This window comes from Streptomyces sp. NPDC043680 (genome assembly GCF_056436685.1).
The window spans coordinates 1-15,301 of record NZ_JBWKCE010000037.1; the positions used below are offsets into that span (position 1 = coordinate 1).

Genomic DNA, 15,301 nt, shown 5'->3' on the forward strand with positions numbered 1-15,301 from the left:
CGCCAAGGCGTGCGCCGTCTCGCACGAGTCAGTCACTCGCAATCGAACACCGAGGTCACGCTCCGCGATGGTTCCCCAAGATCTGTGCCAGAACCGAGAAATAACGGCACTGTGGCACGAGCGGGTCGTCTCTGTCAGGTCAAGACGACGCAGCCCAGCCGCTCCAGCTCGCTGAGGAGCGGTAGGGAGGGATCGACCCCGTTCCAACGCAGATCCAGCTTCTCCAGCGATGGCATCAGGGCGAGCCAGTCGGGCAGCTGGACGACGTGGTTGCTCCGCAGGTCGATCTGACGCAGTCGCGGGAGGCCGGCGAGTGGCTCCGGCACCTCGGTCAGGGAGTTCTCGCGTAGGTCCAGGTGACGCAGGTCGTGCAGCTTGGCTGCTGACGGGGGCAAGTGGTCGATCGCGTTTCCTCGGAGCCACAGCTCACGCAGGCAGCGGAGCTGGCCGATGGCATCGGGCAGGGCGGTGAGCTGGTTGTGCTGCGCCCTGAACTCGATCAGGCCGCTCATCCCAGCGATGGTCTCTGGCAGGGTGGTGAGGGAGTTCTCACCGACGTTGAGGTAACGCAACCGGGCCAGGTTTCCCAGAGAGTCGGGGATCCGAGACAGCTGGTTGTCATGCAGGTAGAGGCAATCGCTGAGCTCTGTCAGCTTGCCGAGTTCTTCGGGCACCGACGTCAGCGCGTTGTGGCCCAGGTCCAGGGTTTTCAGCCGGTGGAGCTGCCCGATGTCCGGCGGGAGGGCCGTGAGTCCGTTGTCCGCGAGGATCAGCACATCGAGCTCGGTCTGCCTCCAGACCGACTCGGGCACCTCGCCGAGCTCTTGACGCCACAAGTTCAGTGTGGGCCTCACGGCCATCTCCCCTTCGTTAGCGGTCTGGGCTCCGATTCTCGTCCGGGACCTCCCTCCACGGCGACGGGCCGGCAGACAGTTGGGACAAGATCAACTCACCTCGGCATGTTCGGCTCGGGCGCGGGTGCCGGCGAGGCGGTAGGAGTCGGTTCCGGTTTCGATGATGGTGCCGTCGAAGGTGAGGCGGTCGACGATGGCCGCGCAGAGGCCGGGGGTCGGTGAACGTCTTGGTCCAGCCGCCGAAAGACTCGTTGGAGGCGACAGCAAGTCCCGACGTCACCCCCATGCGTCGCAGCTGAGCGAACGCACGTCACCGACCTTGTCGGCCCCAGGCGGCGGCCGGCTCAGTCGGCGTTCTCGAACGAGGCACCGATGTTGTTCCACATGAAGGCGTCCTTCCAATCCGGTCGCCCCTTGGCCCAGCCACTCAGCGCGACGATCACCTTTTCCTGGGAGACCGTCCGGGTCCGGTAGTGCTCTGCCGCCGTCCCGTCACGGAACTCCAGCTGATAGGTGTTGTCATCCCTCAGCCACACCTGCACATACCAATCGCCAGCCACCTCATCGTCGTCCCGCTCGACGATCACGAAGGCGTTGCCCCTGCCGAGGTTCGCCACCATCCGGCTCAAGGCCGTGGGGCCCGGATTCTTCACCTGACGACCGTGCTCGTCTCTCGCTTGCAGCATGGCCCGATCATCCCCCACAGCTCTGACACCGGTCGAAGAGCAACCAGGTCACGCCCACTCTCGCTCCCCACATTCCCCAGTTGGTTCACGCAGTGAACCAACTGGGGCGAAGAGTAACGCTGAGGAAAATTCGGGATCGGCATCAGCTGATGGCGCTTCCTGAAAACGGCCACCCCCTGCTCGGACCGGCCCCAGAGTCGCTCGCCCTGAGCCCCACGTGGACGAGGGCAGTCGAGGGGTTGCGGCAGCCGAGAAATCGTCACGTTGCCGGGGCCTGCATACGAAATCCTCTGGTCCGTAGGTTCATCAGGGTGATCAGATAGACGCGTGAGCCTTCTTCGTGGCGGGACGGCCGAGGTTGTCGTGCCGTGCCGGTCCTCGTCCGTGACCTGACGCCCGCTGATCTGCCGGCCTGTACGTGGTCCTGTTCGACCGTCCATCTGGTGCACGTGGGACGGGAATTGGAGCGCGCGGAAGCGGGGGAAGTGGACTACCTGGCGGTGTGCACCCCGGCCGATGTCCCGGTCGCGATCGGAGGCGTCGATTACCAGGTCACCCCCGGCGCAGGCACACTGTGGCAGCTCGCGGTGTTCCCGGCCCTGCAGTCGTGTGGGCTGGGCACCGTCTTCATCCGGGCCGCGGAGGACCGCATCAGGTCACGCGGCCTGCGGCGTGCCGAGCTCGCCGTGGAGGAAAGGAATCCACGGGCTCGGGCCCTGTACGAGCGACGGGGCTATCTGATCCATGGCCGTCGGCCGGATTCCTGGGACGTGCAGGCGCCGTACGGTTCACTGCGCAGGTACGAGATCATGTGCACGCTGATGGGCAAGGACTTGTCGTAGGGGGACGCCGCGTGGCGATGGAAGTGTGGGGACCGCTCTTTTCACTCGCAGGCGTCGCTCTCGGCGGTGGCCTGACGGCGCTCTCCCAGCGAGCCACTCAGCGCTCCGCTGAACGGCTGGAGGAACGCCGCCAGACAGCGGCCGCCAGCGAGGCGCGCCGGGCAGAACAGATGCAGGCGATCAAGGACTTCATCGCCTGCGCCCAGGATGCCGAACGGGCGGCCTACAGCCGTCCCGAGGCATGGGGCGATGACGAAGACTGGAACAGTGCCGCTTCGGCTGCCATGACCCGGCTCTGGATCGCTGAACGGCACCTCGTGCTGCTCGGTGACGCGGGCCTGCACGCCCCTGTGCACGCATACGGTCGGGCCCTCAACCAGGCCGTGTGGCGCGAGATCGGCGGCGTCGAGGTCAACGAGCACCTTGAAGAACACAAGATCGCCTTTATGACCGCAGCACGCGCCAGCCTCGCCTCCCCGTGAGTCCAGGCAACCGGGACCTGGATGAAGGCCACAAGCGGCAGAAGTCAGCAACAGCGGACACTGGCAGTCCAGGTGCCATGTCAGCCGCAGTCTGTCAGACCTATGAGCCTCGCACGCCGTCTTCGCAGGTAGGTGGGGTCGACTGTGAGCCTGTGAGGCGGGAGCTCGCGCCCGTGCTTCCGTACGCCCTGGCACCTGCCCGTCGGCGCGGATGACGATGGAGTCATGGGCGAGCACTACCAGGACCAGGACGCCGCCGCCGAGCCGCCGCTCAGCGCCGCGCAGGCCCGTGAGGTGACGGCGGGGCTGCGCGAGGTGATGGACGATGTCCGGCGCTCTGTGGCGGTGCTCGCCGCCCGGGTCCGGGACGCGCACGCCGCCCGCATCTGGGTGCCGTTCGGCTACGGCTCGTGGGAGGCGTACTGCGACGCGGAGTTCGGCATCAGCCGTGCCCAGGCGTACCGGCTCCTGGACGTCGCCCGCGCCCTGGCCGCGATTCACGGCGCCGTCGCCGCCGGCACCGAGATGTCTCGCACGCCAGACACCGGCCCGGCCGCCGCGGCCGCGCTCGACTACGGCCTGTCCAGCGGGTCCTGATCGCAGCCTCCGGCCGCAGCGGCGACGTTGCGGAGCTGATCACCCGCCGACTCGTCACGCTCGCCCACAGCGGCCTCCAAGCCCTGGATGAGCCCACGGTGCGCGCCGTGGTCCGCCGGGGGCCGTCCGCGACGTCCGTACCGCTCCGCCCCCGCCGCCCACCGATCCGCCGGCGGACCCGATCGTCACCGCGATGCGCGCCGTCGTCGACGACCTCGTCACCAGCCCGTACGTGATGGGGGAGCTGATGCTCGAAGTCGCCCCGGCCTACCTGTCCGCCGAGCAGGCCGCCGACGTCCTCGCGCTGCTGTGCGACCAGATCGGCGAGGACCGCGAGCACGGCCTCCTGATGAACCGGCGTCGGCCCTGACCACCGTCACCGGGACGGTGTGACCGGGTTGACGAGGTGGGCCGCCGGTCTTGTCCGCGTACGCCCTCCTCTCCACAAGACGCAGCACCCACATCCAGCAAGCTCGGCGCGTCGCGGAAATGTCCGAGGTGAGCCAGCGGTCACCCTTCGGTCCGTCAGCGATCACGCGGACGAACCGAAGGGTGACCGCGCTCCCGGCAAGCACCTCCTCGCCCAGGGCGTCACACCAGCAGGGGACCGCCGCAGCGTTCGGCGCCGTCCTTCATCGCGATCAGGTTGGCCACCACGTAGGAGATCTGGTTCCTGGCGTGCCAGTCGGTCGGGAAGTAGGTGACCAGCCGTGAGTTCTGGAATCGTGCCTGGATCTCCGGTACGAAGGCGCGGTATTGGTCGTCGGTGTAGTACCAGAACGAGTTCTCGTTGTAATAGGCGACATGTGTCGGGTCCTGGTAGGCGCCCCGGCCGTCTGAGCTGGGAGTGAGGGTGAGGAGCATGCCGCCCGGTGCCAGCAGGCGGTACAGCTCATTGATCAGCGGAACCTTCGCGGGTACGTGCTCCAGGAAGTCCACCGCCCGGAGCAGACCGACCGAGTCGTCCGGGAGGTCCAGGGGCCCGGGCAGCGTCGCAACGATGTCGACGCCGTCCCTTGCGTACTGGTCCACTCCCAGGTAGCCGGGAGGCTTGCGGTGTGCGGAGCCGAGGTCCAGCGCGAGCAGCCCGCGCCGCTTGGTCCAGGCCAGCGCGTTGGCCTCGATGTATTTGTCGTACAGGGCGACGGTCTCGCGTTGGATGTGCGCGTTGATCTCGGTGTCGCGCTGGGTGTTGTCGGGATGCATGCGTTGCATGTACAGGCATCGGGGGATGCGGTGGAAGTCACCGGCCTGGAAGAGACGGCACATCAAGTCCTGGTCGTCCAGCACCGTGCGCGTGGCGTCGTACCCGCCGACCTGCTCGTACGTGTCCCTGCGGAACGCCCGCACATGGTTGGGCGCGTACCAGATGTACGAGACGTTGTGCGGCGTCGGTGCCATGGCGATGGCTTGCAGGAGGCGGCGACCGTCGACGTCCACCTCCTCGTACTGCCAGCCGTTCGCCTCGTTGAACCGTGTGTCGTCCCGGCTTCCGTCCTCGGTGATCTGAGCGGTGTGGCTATAGACGAAGACGACGTCGGGGTTTTCGTCGAAGGCCTTCGCCAGCTCCGCCAGGCAGTCCTTCGCCAGCAGGTCGTCGTGGTCGAGCTCGACGAGGACCTCGCCGCGCGCCACTTCGCAGGCACGGCGTTTGGCGGCTCCAACCCCCCGGATGTCGTCCGCGACCTCCAGCCGGACACGGTCGTCAGGGCGTTCCGGCCGCCATCGCGCGCCGTTGTTGAGGAGGACGATCCACTCCCAGTCGGAGCAGGTCTGCGCTTGCAGGGTCGCGAGGCAGTCGTCCAGGAAACGCGGTCGGTGGCTGGCGGTGAAGACGGAGAACCTCGGGGTCGGGGAAGAAGTCATCCTTTGGTACCTACCTGAGTGGCTGTCAGTGCTGCGCTCGCGGAATCCCGGAACTCCTCCGGGACGAACTGTAGAAGCGACGGGTCGGCGCGGACGGCGAGACCGAAGGCGTCCTCGGCCTCTTCGTCCCGACCCTTCTTCGCCAGGGCCTGTCCAAGGTGCAGATGGGCCGTGGCGGCCTTCGGGTTGGCGCCCACGATGTGCCGCAGGATCGCGATCGCCTGATCGGTGTGGCTCGACTCGATCAGAAGCGCCTTGTTGTAGAGGGCCGACTCGAAATGCGGGTCGATCTTGAGGGCGTGGTCGTAGGCCGCGCGTGCGTCGGCTGTCCTGTTGTCGTACTGGGCGATGACGCCGAGGTTGTACCAGGCGAGTTTGTTGGCGGGGTTCACGTTCAGGTCCAGGACCTGCCGGAAGCTACGCGTCGCCCCGGAGAAATCCTTGTTCTCGCCCTGCTTGGTGCCCGCTTGGAGCAGTGCCTCCGCCCGCGCGGCACGCTTGGCCGCAGGTGATTCGGACCCCGACGCAGTCGAAGCAGTGGTCTTGGGGTCTCCTGCGAGCAGCTGGACCCAACCGGTCACCGCATTGGCGACCACGACTGCCGCGGCGAGTCCGGTCCACACTACGATCCGCTTTTTCACAGGGGCCTACCTCACCGATCCGGTAAGGCGACTGAGTCGTGGCGGCAGGGGCAAGCCCCGTTGGCTGCACGGACGAGGCCCCGGGGGCCATTGCGCAGTGCGGCCGCGCCCGCCGGCCTGCCGGGCAAGAGACTTCACGGCTCCGGGATTCACGGCGCGCATACCGCGTAGACGGTGATGGTGCGTGCGTCGTCCGCGGCAGCCTGCCAGCCGGTAGCCGGAGAACCCCCGATAGGACGGCTGATGACCATCTCGGCAAGGCCCACCCCATCGGTCATGTAACCGCCGCCCACGGCGAACCTACCAGCGGGGCACAGGACAACGGCGTTGCCTGTGGAGCTGGTTGCCGTGACGACCGAGCTCTGCGCCCCGGGGCTCATGCCCTGGACCCCCTGGAATCCCTGGCTGCCCTGGAAGCCCTGAGGGCCTTGCGCACCGGGGCCGCCCTGACTTCCCTGGGTACCGGCACCGCCCTGGAACCCCTGATTGCCCTGAGCGCCGACGCTGCCCTGGCTGCCTTGCGTGCCGGTGCTGCCCTGGGCGCCCTGCGCGCCCGTAGCACCTTGGCCGCCCTGTGCGCCGGTCCCGCCCTGGAATCCCTGTTGTCCCTGAAAACCCTGGGTGCCCTGGGCTCCGGCGCCGCCCTGGAACCCCTGGCTGCCCTGATTGCCCTGCGCGCCGACGTTGCCTTGGCTGCCTTGCGTGCCGGTGCTGCCCTGGGCGCCCTGCGTGCCGGTGCTGCCCTGGGCGCCCTGCGCTCCGGTGCCGCCCTGGAATCCCTGGTGTCCCTGGAACCCTTGACTGCCCTGGTCCCCTTGCGCCCCGGGGCCGCCCTGATTGCCCTGACTGCCCTGCGCGCCGGAACTGCCCTGCGTGCCCTGCGAGCCCGCGCCGCCTTGGGGGCCTTGGGCCCCGGTATCGCCCTGGGCGCCCTGCGCTCCGGTGCCGCCCTGGAAGCCCTGGCTGCCCTGGGTGCCCTGGCTGCCCTGTGTGCCGGTGTCGCCCTGGAACCCCTGACTGCCTTGGCTGCCTTGTGTGCCCGTGTCGCCTTGGAACCCTTGACTGCCCTGGACTCCGGGGTCGCCTTGGCTGCCCTGGGCGCCCTGGGCGCCGGTACTGCCCTGACTGCCCTGGCTGCCGACATCGCCTTGACTGCCCTGGACTCCGGCGCCGCCTTGGAAGCCCTGGCTGCCCTGGAACCCCTGACTGCCCTGGTCCCCTTGCACACCGGTTTCGCCCTGGCTGCCTTGGCTGCCCTGGAAGCCCTGGGGGCCGGGGCTGCCCTGACTGCCCTGCGGCCCATCTCCCGAACCACCCGGGCTGCCCTGCGCACCCTGGAAACCCTGCGGACCGAGACCACCCTGAGCACCCTGGACACCGGCGCCGCCCTGGACACCGGGGCCACCCTGGAAACCCTGGCTGCCCGTGGCCCCCGGCGTCCCCATGTCGCCTTGCGTCCCCTGACTTCCCTGACTGCCGGAACCACCCTGGTTGCCCTGCAGACCCTGGCTGCCGATACCGCCCTGACTGCCCTGCGTGCCGGTCTCGCCCTGGCTCCCCTGGGTTCCGCTTCCCTGGGTTCCTTGCGCACCGGTGTCGCCCTGGAACCCCTGACTGCCCTGGGTTCCTTGCGCACCGGTATCGCCCTGGAACCCCTGACTGCCCTGCGTGCCTTCGCCGCCCTGGCTGCCCTGCGGGCCGGCGTCCCCCTGGCTGCCCTGGGCTCCGTCGCCGCCCTGACTGCCCTGGCTGCCCTGGGCTCCGTCGCCGCCCTGGCTGCCCTGGACTCCGATACCCCCCTGGCTACCCTGCGGCCCGGTACCGCCCTGGCTGCCCTGCGCGCCTTCGTCGCCTTGGCTGCCCTGGCTGCCCTGCGAGCCGGTGCCGCCCTGACTGCCCTGGACTCCAGCACCGCCTTGGCTGCCCTGGCTCCCCTGCAGGCCGATATCGCCCTGGCTGCCCTGGGCTCCAGCACCGCCTTGGCTGCCCTGCGGCCCAGCACCGCCTTGGGTTCCCTGGGCTCCGGCGTCGCCCTGGCTGCCCTGGCTGCCCTGGGCTCCGGTACCGCCCTGGCTGCCCTGCGCCCCGGCGTCGCCCTGGCTCCCCTGGAAACCCTGCGTCCCCATATTGCCCTGGCCGCCCTGGACTCCGGGGTCGCCCTGGCTGCCTTGGCTGCCCTGGCTGCCGGGACCGCCCTGACTGCCCTGCGGGCCCGCGTCGCCCTGGCTTCCCTGGACTCCGGCGCCGCCTTGGAAGCCCTGGCTGCCCTGGAACCCCTGACTGCCCTGGTCCCCTTGCACACCGGTTTCGCCCTGGCTGCCTTGGCTGCCCTGGAAGCCCTGGGGGCCGGGGCTGCCCTGACTGCCCTGCGGCCCATCTCCCGAACCACCCGGGCTGCCCTGCGCACCCTGGAAACCCTGCGGACCGAGACCACCCTGAGCACCCTGGACACCGGCGCCGCCCTGGACACCGGGACCACCCTGGAAACCCTGGCTGCCCGTGGCCCCCGGCGTCCCCATGTCGCCTTGCGTCCCCTGACTTCCCTGACTGCCGGAACCACCCTGACTTCCCTGGGCTCCGGTACCACCCTGGCTGCCCTGGCTGCCCTGGGCTCCGGTACCGCCCTGGTTGCCCTGCGCCCCGAGAGTGCCCTGACTTCCCTGACTTCCGGTGCCGCCTTCGGTGCCCTGACTTCCCTGCGCTCCTGGACCGCCCTGGCTGCCCTGGCTGCCGGGGCCGCCCTGGAATCCCTGACTGCCCTGCGTTCCCTCGCCGCCCTGACTTCCCTGCGCTCCCGCATCGCCCTGACTGCCCTGGCTGCCGGGACCACCTTGACTGCCTTGGGCTCCGGTCGCGCCCTCGCCGCCCTGACTTCCCTGCGCTCCCGCGTCCCCCTGACTGCCCTGGCTGCCGGGACCACCTTGACTGCCTTGGGCTCCGGTCATGCCCTCGCCGCCCTGACTTCCCTGCGGGCCGGCGTCCCCCTGGCTGCCCTGTGCACCTGGACCGCCCTGGCTGCCCTGGCTGCCGACATCACCCTGGCTGCCTTCGCCGCCCTGCGGACCGATACCGCCCTGACTGCCCTGTGGGCCGGCGTCGCCTTGGCTTCCCTGGACTCCGGCGCCGCCTTGGAACCCCTGGCTGCCCTGGAATCCCTGACCGCCCTGGTCCCCTTGGGCGCCCGTGCCGCCCTGGACTCCCTGGCTGCCTTGGCTGCCCTGGAAGCCCTGGGGGCCGGGGCTGCCCTGACTGCCCTGCGGCCCATCTCCCGAACCACCCGGGCTGCCCTGCGCACCCTGGAAACCCTGCGGACCGAGACCACCCTGAGCACCCTGGACACCGGCGCCGCCCTGGACCCCAGGACCACCCTGGGTACCGGGAGCGCCCTGGGATCCCGGTGTGCCGGTGTCGCCCTGAAACCCCTGACCGCCTTGGCTTCCCTGGGTTCCGAGCCCGCCTTGATTGCCCTGATTTCCCTGGCTGCCGAGCCCGCCCTGACTGCCCTGCGAGCCCGTATTGCCCTGACTGCCCTGGCTTCCGGTGCCGCCTTGGTTGCCTTGGCTGCCCTGAGCTCCGGCGCCTCCCTGACTTCCCTGCGGGCCGGCGTCCCCCTGACTGCCCTGCGCCCCGAGACCGCCCTGACTGCCCTGGGCTCCCTGCGCCCCCGCGTCGCCCTGACTGCCCTGCGAGCCCGTATTGCCCTGACTGCCCTGGCTTCCGGTGCCGCCTTGGTTGCCTTGGCTGCCCTGAGCTCCGGCGCCCCCCTGACTTCCCTGCGGGCCGGCGTCCCCCTGACTGCCCTGCGCCCCGAGACCGCCCTGACTGCCCTGGGCTCCGGTGCCGCCTTGGTTTCCTTGGCTGCCCTGGGCTCCGGTACCACCCTGGTTGCCCTGCGCTCCGATGCTGCCCTGGCTGCCCTGACTTCCCTGCGGGCCCGCCCCGCCCTGGCTGCCCTGGGACCCCGTGCCCTGAGTGCCCTGAGACCCCTGGTTGCCCTGAGTGCCCTGCAACCCCTGGCTGCCCTGAGCGCCCTGGAGCCCCTGGCTGCCCTGGGACCCGGTGCCCTGAGCACCCTGAGCACCCTGAGTGCCCTGAGTGCCCTGAGTGCCTTGAGTGCCCTGGAACCCCTGGCTGCCCTGGGGACCCTGGGGACCCTGGCTGCCCTGGGGGCCTGATGGGCGGGGGTGCGGGCGCGGGGGATCATGAGGGCGGCCGTTGCCCGTTTCATGCCCGCCTGGTTCGTCACCGTGGTCCCCGCCTGGTTCGTCACCGTGGTCATCGTCCGTCCACGGTGGACGGGGCTCGAAATCGGCGCTCAGAGCACCGTTCGGGCCTGGCACACCGATGGAGTAATCGGCGGACACACCTGCCGCGTGGGCTGGAGCCGGCGTCGACGAACCGAAATTGACGAGCAAGCCAAGAGTCCCCGCCGCCGAGAGCGTAGTCACGGCCCGGACCCACGATCTGCGAAGAGACTGACGCTTCATGACGGTACCTTCCTACAGCACTGAAAGTTCTTACGCAGAGGTGGGTGAGGGGTCGCATGGGCATGCCATACACGTCGGACGGCGTGAATGAGCGCCCACACTTGCACAGGCATGCCGGCATCAGTCTGCAGGCTTCCGATTCCACGCCGATGGTTGACAGCGAATTTCGCTTGCGCTTCATTCAATTGGCATACAGGCCTGCATTCGGGCTGCTCTGCCTTCGCGCCTGGGGCCACAGATAGACGGGCCGACACTCGATGTCGTCCAGACGGATGCCCTCCCAACGGCCGAAGGCGGGCAAGCCGATCCTCAGGTCGACCACCACGTCCCACACCGCACCGGGAACGCAGGTGACGTACTTGGCCTGCCCAGGCGGCGCGTCGGCGAAGTGGATGCCGCGCACCACGCCCTTGGCGGACACCGAGAGATTGGCCTGGACGAGTGGGAGCGCCCTGCCCACCGCCTTCGCCAGCCGGTCGAAGCGGTACCACTCGGTGAACATTCCGCGATGGTCGCCGTGCACCTGCGGGACGATCTCGAACGCGCCGGCGATCGTCGACTCGCGGATTTTCACCGCTCACCCTCTTTGAGTAGCCCGAAAAGGCACCGGCCGTACCCGATGTGGAGCAGCGGCTTTGCCAGCAGGCGCAGTTGGGAGTCGTCGACGAGTCCGTACCGCCAGACCGTCTCTTCGGCGCAGCCGACCTTGAGGCCAGGCTGCGTGTTCCGGTGGGGTCAAGTGCTTGCCAGGCGTTGACCGATCACCGCAGGCTTGCTTTCCATCATGGTCCGTAACTCGGCGCTCCGGTAAAGCACCGCTCGGGCCTGCCCTGCATGCCACGTCGCCCAGGAGGCTTCTCATGTACGTTCATCGATCTTCCCGGCGTCACAGCCGGTCTGCTGCCGGCGCACGACAAGTACGACCCGGGCGGGCGTACGCGTTCGACTGCAAGAACATCCACGTCGTGAACGTCGAGTTCTATACGGGGGTCGGGACCACTCTGGAGATGCCGCGCAAAAACCGGTGTAGTCATCACCGGACACGCTCGGGATGACGTTGCTGGTCGGCTCCCTGCCTTCCTGTTCAGAGCGTTACGGGTCGGAGCTTGACCGGTGCCGCGTGCGAGGCCTCAGCGCCCGGTTGCCGGCTGGGCACCTGGGCCTGGGCCACGGCCTTGAGGTACGCCGGCTCGGTCACCTCCAGGACGCCCTCCTCCATCGCGGTGTCCATCGCGGTGAACAAGGCTTGTGCCCGTCGGGCGAACTCCTCGTCGGAGGCCTCACCGGGGCTCCGCACGGTGCCGGACGCGGCGATGTACAACATGGTGAAGCACCACGAACACAGGTGAGTCGAGCAGGCGCTGACGCAGCTCTCCAGGCGAAGAAGGCCGCCGCGACGAGCACCGGGATCATCGTCACGACCCGCACCCGGTTCGGGTTCACCGCCGCCCCGGGCACCACGGATGACGGCCGACTGCGGCACATCAACCAGGCGCTGTCGCCGCAGTGGCCCAGCGACTGCTCGACGCCCGGGACCAGGGCGCCACCGAGCAGCAGCTCCTGGACGTCGCCGCGCAGGGCCTGGGCCACCACTACTTCCGCGACAACGGCCGCCGCGCCCGGGACCCGGACGTCGAGTTCACCGACGTCCAGCAGATCGACATCACCCTCTGACCCGCCACGCACCAGGACCTCGGACCGCCGGCTCGGTTCGGGGCCATGGTGCGTGCCACGGCCGGGGGCCAGCCGGTGGCGGCCCGCGCCTACGGCCCGTCTCGGCCCGGGCGCATGAAGTCCTCAGCGCCACGAAGAGGATGAACCCGGCTCCATAGAAGACAGGGCCGGGTGGCTGCGCACCTCGCCTACTTGAGCGCTGCACCCCCCGAGTTGTGGTAGGCGATCGTCTTGTTGATCAGGTTTCCGCCGTCGGTCTCGACCGATGTCTGTTCCTGCTGCCCGGCACCGAACAGCAGGCCGGCGATGTGCGCGTTCGCCACCTGGTCCATGTGCGCGAAGAACCAATCCACCTTGTCGTCCTTGTAATGGTTGAGGGTGTTGTTCTGTGCCATGTTGCCTACGGGGATCTGCCACAAGACCACTGGCTTGCCCACGGACTCGGCCATCTTCTTGTAGAACCCCAGCGAGGCGGCGGCCTTCTGGTCGGTCCAGAAGTTGTTATGGCCGCCGTGGGCCGGCTGCGCGTACCAGCCTGCATCGCGGTCCGACACATCGGCGACCAGGAAGTCGGCGTTCTGTGCCCCGAGGTTCGCGTAGTCCTTGGCGCATCCCTGTGTGTTGTTCTGCCAGTCCCAGCAGGAGAGGTGGAACCCCACTTTGGTGTTCGGCGCATATTTGTGCGCCATATCGATCAGGCAGCGGGAGAGTCCGGCGGCGCTGTTTTCCTGGGATCCGCAATCCCTCGGATTTGCGGCCGAGACCTTCGCGGCAACCTTGTGCGGATCGCCGAGCGACCGGACATAGCCCCAGAAATCAGGCTCAAGGTCGATCATGTCCTGCGAGCTTCTGATCTTCTGGAGGAAGAAACGGTAGTCGTTCATATACCGGGTGAGCAGATCAGTCCTGTTGATGGCCTCTACCTCGCCCGGACCGTCGCCATGGCCTGCCAGGTCCCCGAGGTCGCGCAGGGAGTACCAAGTCCAGAACATCTTCTGCGGACGCGGGCTGCCCTGGTAAGTCGCCTTGGCCACATGGTCGTCCCACCAGGTCACGTAATAGCCAGGCGCCGTGGTGCCGCCGGACCAGCAGCCCCACCAGCTCTTCCAGGCATCCTGGCATTTGGATGCCGAGTAGTAGTCCGACGAGGGCGCGGGCTGGCTGTGCACATAGGCGTATCGCACATCGAACGGCGCGGCGGTCGCCGAGGCGTCAGGCATCGAGCCGCCGATGAGTACCGTGCTGCTACCCATGAACCGTGTCGTAGAACTGCCGCCACCGGTGGCGGGAGACAACGTCGGCGACGGGCGCGTGCCGCTCGGCACCTGGCTGGTGGGAACACTGCCGCCCGTCGCGGTGGGCGTGCCGGCGCTCCCGGCCGGGACGAGTTGCCATTGCTGATTGGCACCGCTCCGGTCGCGGTTCTGGACGACGTCGCCCCCGTCAGCCTTGGAGCCGTTGCGGACCTCGACGGCCATGCCACTGAAGCGATTGATCAAACGTACGTAGCCGCCCGGCGACTTCGCCAGTTGGAACTGCTGATTGGTGCCGTTCAGGCCGCTCCACTGCACGATGCCGGAGCCGACGGTCTTCGACCAGTTGTAGTCGTCCAGCACCTTGCCGGAGTTCCGGTTCTGCAGCCGGTAGTACCCGTCACCCGCGTCGATGAACCGCCACTGCTGGTTGGCCCCGCCGTGACGGCCCCACTGCACCACCGCCGCGCCGTTGTTCGTGGCGAAGGCGCGGTCATCCAGCACCTTGCCGCTATTGCGGTTGACCAGCACATACCACGTCTTGGGATCCACGGTTCCCGCCGAGGCCGTGCCGACCACAATAACGGAGCCGGCCACGACGGCCATGACGACGGCCGCCCAAAAACCCCGACGTGCGAACAACCGACGGCCACGATGCATCGCTTTTCGTTTCCCCGTGACTGCTGAGCGGGACGACCGGCGACTACCGCGGGCGTGGTCGCCGGCATGGCGGCCGCCATCGCGGTACGCCCCCGATGATGCGGGTGGGCGAGGGAACATGTCTGTGCTCTCTTTCAGCCGTTGCATCTGACCGGACCACCTGGCCGGACAACACTGAGTGGTCACCGGAGGCCAAAAGGTTGCCCCGGCACGCGAAGATCCACAGATCGCACGGATGAGGCGGAAGTCATCCGCTGGTGGCACGTCATTACCGTGCGGAGGTTGTGCGCGGCGCGCTCCAGGGAGCGCGGTCTGTGGGAGCGCGAGGCGCTGGCCCCGCAACACCCTCCTCCGACAGTCCGAGCACGGGGGAGGGGTCGCGCATCTCCAGCACGTCGATCTCAAGGGGCTCGGCAAGGTGCTGCTGAAGCTGCAGCAGATCGTGAGGCGGCGCAGCACCAGCTCGGTGCGGTTCCGGCGGGCGACGATGCCCCCGAGTGCACCATCGTCAGCTGGTCACCCAGCTCGCTCCTGCCTGTCGTCGTTCTCATTGCGGGATCGCCCTCCTTCACCGATCGCCCGAGGCTCGAGGACACACTGCTGCAGACCTGGCACGACACCCGTGAGGCGGTCGGGATCGAGCACTCACTGGTCCTGGAGCACGGGTGCGAGACGACAGTCGACCGCCTCGTACACGAATGGGCAGCATCCCTCCTCCGCCTCGGTGCCGACGACTTCCCCGTCTCGTCCCCCATGCCGGCCGACACCTCGACGCACTACGGCCAGGCACACCACCTCCGGGACCAGTAGATGATGAGGTTCTGCCGTGGGAAGAGCGCGCAGCGAAGGCCGGGATCCCCATCGAACGCTGTGTATTCGAGGGCGAGTAACTGCAGCTGACGGGGTGACGTGTGATTTGCAGTGGGCGCGACCGTTGGCAAACCGCCGGATCGACTTGCCCGCCCTGGCCACTCTCAAGGCCTTCGACGAGGCAACCGGTCCGTGTCGCTGCGCCGCGCCAATGGCGGCGGACCGGGACTTCTCTGCTTCCTTTCGCGACGGGCCCGTCCGGTGCTCCGCCACCCCCAATTCGGCGGAAGAGAACGACAACACGGGATCCTCCGTGGATCTTTGTCAGGCCCGGTACCGTGGTAGGGAGACACATTTGGAGGAGCCCTTGAGCGCCCACACCGAGCACGTGCCCGCACCGCCCCCGGCCCCCGCGCCCACCGCGGCTGCGGAGCTCCTTGCCCGGGTCC

14 protein-coding genes and 2 pseudogenes are annotated in these 15,301 nt (G+C 68.5%); 7 read left to right on the top strand and 9 right to left on the bottom strand.

Annotated features, from left to right (window positions below; all coding sequences use genetic code 11):
• Positions 1 to 134: 134 nt before the first annotated feature.
• The 3 genes and pseudogenes from AC0666_RS33695 to AC0666_RS33705 form a co-directional block, all read right to left on the bottom strand.
• Positions 135 to 860 (bottom strand): leucine-rich repeat domain-containing protein, encoded by a 726-nt coding sequence (locus AC0666_RS33695; RefSeq protein WP_478709089.1) that lies wholly within the window; start codon positions 858 to 860, stop codon positions 135 to 137.
• Positions 861 to 944: 84 nt separating this feature from the next.
• A pseudogene (locus AC0666_RS33700) lies at positions 945 to 1,128 on the bottom strand (ATP-binding protein); the annotation flags it as partial.
• Between the two features lie 70 nt (positions 1,129 to 1,198).
• The gene (locus AC0666_RS33705) at positions 1,199 to 1,540 is read right to left on the bottom strand and encodes a hypothetical protein (RefSeq protein WP_468973461.1); all 342 of its coding nucleotides are present in this window, start codon (positions 1,538 to 1,540) and stop codon (positions 1,199 to 1,201) included.
• A 368-nt stretch (positions 1,541 to 1,908) separates the two neighbouring features.
• Between AC0666_RS33705 and AC0666_RS33710 the strand changes: the two genes are divergently transcribed.
• From AC0666_RS33710 to AC0666_RS33725, 4 genes are all read left to right on the top strand, one after another.
• A complete protein-coding gene (locus tag AC0666_RS33710; protein WP_478709090.1) occupies positions 1,909 to 2,382 on the top strand; it encodes a GNAT family N-acetyltransferase in 474 nt (157 codons plus the stop codon).
• Positions 2,383 to 2,393: 11 nt separating this feature from the next.
• The gene (locus tag AC0666_RS33715) at positions 2,394 to 2,864 is read left to right on the top strand and encodes a hypothetical protein (protein ID WP_468973465.1); all 471 of its coding nucleotides are present in this window, start codon (positions 2,394 to 2,396) and stop codon (positions 2,862 to 2,864) included.
• A 225-nt stretch (positions 2,865 to 3,089) separates the two neighbouring features.
• Positions 3,090 to 3,461 carry a hypothetical protein gene (locus AC0666_RS33720; RefSeq protein ID WP_468973467.1) on the top strand — a complete coding sequence of 124 codons (372 nt, stop codon included), beginning with the start codon at positions 3,090 to 3,092 and terminating at the stop codon, positions 3,459 to 3,461.
• A 193-nt stretch (positions 3,462 to 3,654) separates the two neighbouring features.
• The gene (locus tag AC0666_RS33725; RefSeq protein WP_478709091.1) at positions 3,655 to 3,831 is read left to right on the top strand and encodes a hypothetical protein; all 177 of its coding nucleotides are present in this window, start codon (positions 3,655 to 3,657) and stop codon (positions 3,829 to 3,831) included.
• A 221-nt stretch (positions 3,832 to 4,052) separates the two neighbouring features.
• On the opposite strand, the gene AC0666_RS33730 is transcribed toward AC0666_RS33725, so the two are convergent.
• From AC0666_RS33730 to AC0666_RS33740, 3 genes are all read right to left on the bottom strand, one after another.
• Positions 4,053 to 5,327 carry a glycosyltransferase gene (locus tag AC0666_RS33730; protein WP_478709092.1) on the bottom strand — a complete coding sequence of 425 codons (1,275 nt, stop codon included), beginning with the start codon at positions 5,325 to 5,327 and terminating at the stop codon, positions 4,053 to 4,055.
• Complete coding sequence (locus tag AC0666_RS33735; protein ID WP_468973473.1) at positions 5,324 to 5,968, bottom strand: tetratricopeptide repeat protein; 645 nt, start codon at positions 5,966 to 5,968, stop codon at positions 5,324 to 5,326. Before AC0666_RS33735 ends, AC0666_RS33730 begins: the two co-directional genes overlap by 4 nt.
• 149 nt (positions 5,969 to 6,117) lie before the next feature.
• Positions 6,118 to 7,194, bottom strand: a complete 1,077-nt coding sequence (locus tag AC0666_RS33740) for a collagen-like protein (protein WP_478709093.1) — start codon at positions 7,192 to 7,194, stop codon at positions 6,118 to 6,120.
• Between AC0666_RS33740 and AC0666_RS33745 the strand changes: the two genes are divergently transcribed.
• Positions 7,189 to 10,143 (top strand): hypothetical protein, encoded by a 2,955-nt coding sequence (locus AC0666_RS33745; protein ID WP_478709094.1) that lies wholly within the window; start codon positions 7,189 to 7,191, stop codon positions 10,141 to 10,143. The two genes, AC0666_RS33740 and AC0666_RS33745, sit on opposite strands and share 6 nt — an antisense overlap.
• Positions 10,144 to 10,636: 493 nt before the next feature.
• Here AC0666_RS33745 and AC0666_RS33750 read toward each other — a convergent pair whose 3' ends face one another.
• Positions 10,637 to 11,029: a dTDP-4-dehydrorhamnose 3,5-epimerase family protein gene (locus AC0666_RS33750; protein WP_468973479.1), complete on the bottom strand. Its 393-nt coding sequence runs from the start codon at positions 11,027 to 11,029 to the stop codon at positions 10,637 to 10,639.
• A gap of 349 nt (positions 11,030 to 11,378) precedes the next feature.
• On the opposite strand from AC0666_RS33750, the pseudogene AC0666_RS33755 reads away from it, so the two are divergent.
• Positions 11,379 to 11,468 (top strand): annotated as a pseudogene (locus tag AC0666_RS33755) (phosphoribosyltransferase); the annotation flags it as partial.
• Between the two features lie 71 nt (positions 11,469 to 11,539).
• Here AC0666_RS33755 and AC0666_RS33760 read toward each other — a convergent pair.
• Complete coding sequence (locus tag AC0666_RS33760; RefSeq protein ID WP_478709095.1) at positions 11,540 to 11,779, bottom strand: hypothetical protein; 240 nt, start codon at positions 11,777 to 11,779, stop codon at positions 11,540 to 11,542.
• 182 nt (positions 11,780 to 11,961) lie between these two features.
• On the opposite strand from AC0666_RS33760, the gene AC0666_RS33765 reads away from it, so the two are divergent.
• A complete protein-coding gene (locus AC0666_RS33765; protein WP_468973483.1) occupies positions 11,962 to 12,129 on the top strand; it encodes a hypothetical protein in 168 nt (55 codons plus the stop codon).
• A 188-nt stretch (positions 12,130 to 12,317) separates the two neighbouring features.
• On the opposite strand, the gene AC0666_RS33770 is transcribed toward AC0666_RS33765, so the two are convergent.
• Positions 12,318 to 13,988, bottom strand: coding sequence for an RICIN domain-containing protein (locus tag AC0666_RS33770; protein ID WP_468973485.1), 1,671 nt, complete (start codon positions 13,986 to 13,988; stop codon positions 12,318 to 12,320).
• Positions 13,989 to 15,301: the final 1,313 nt, after the last annotated feature.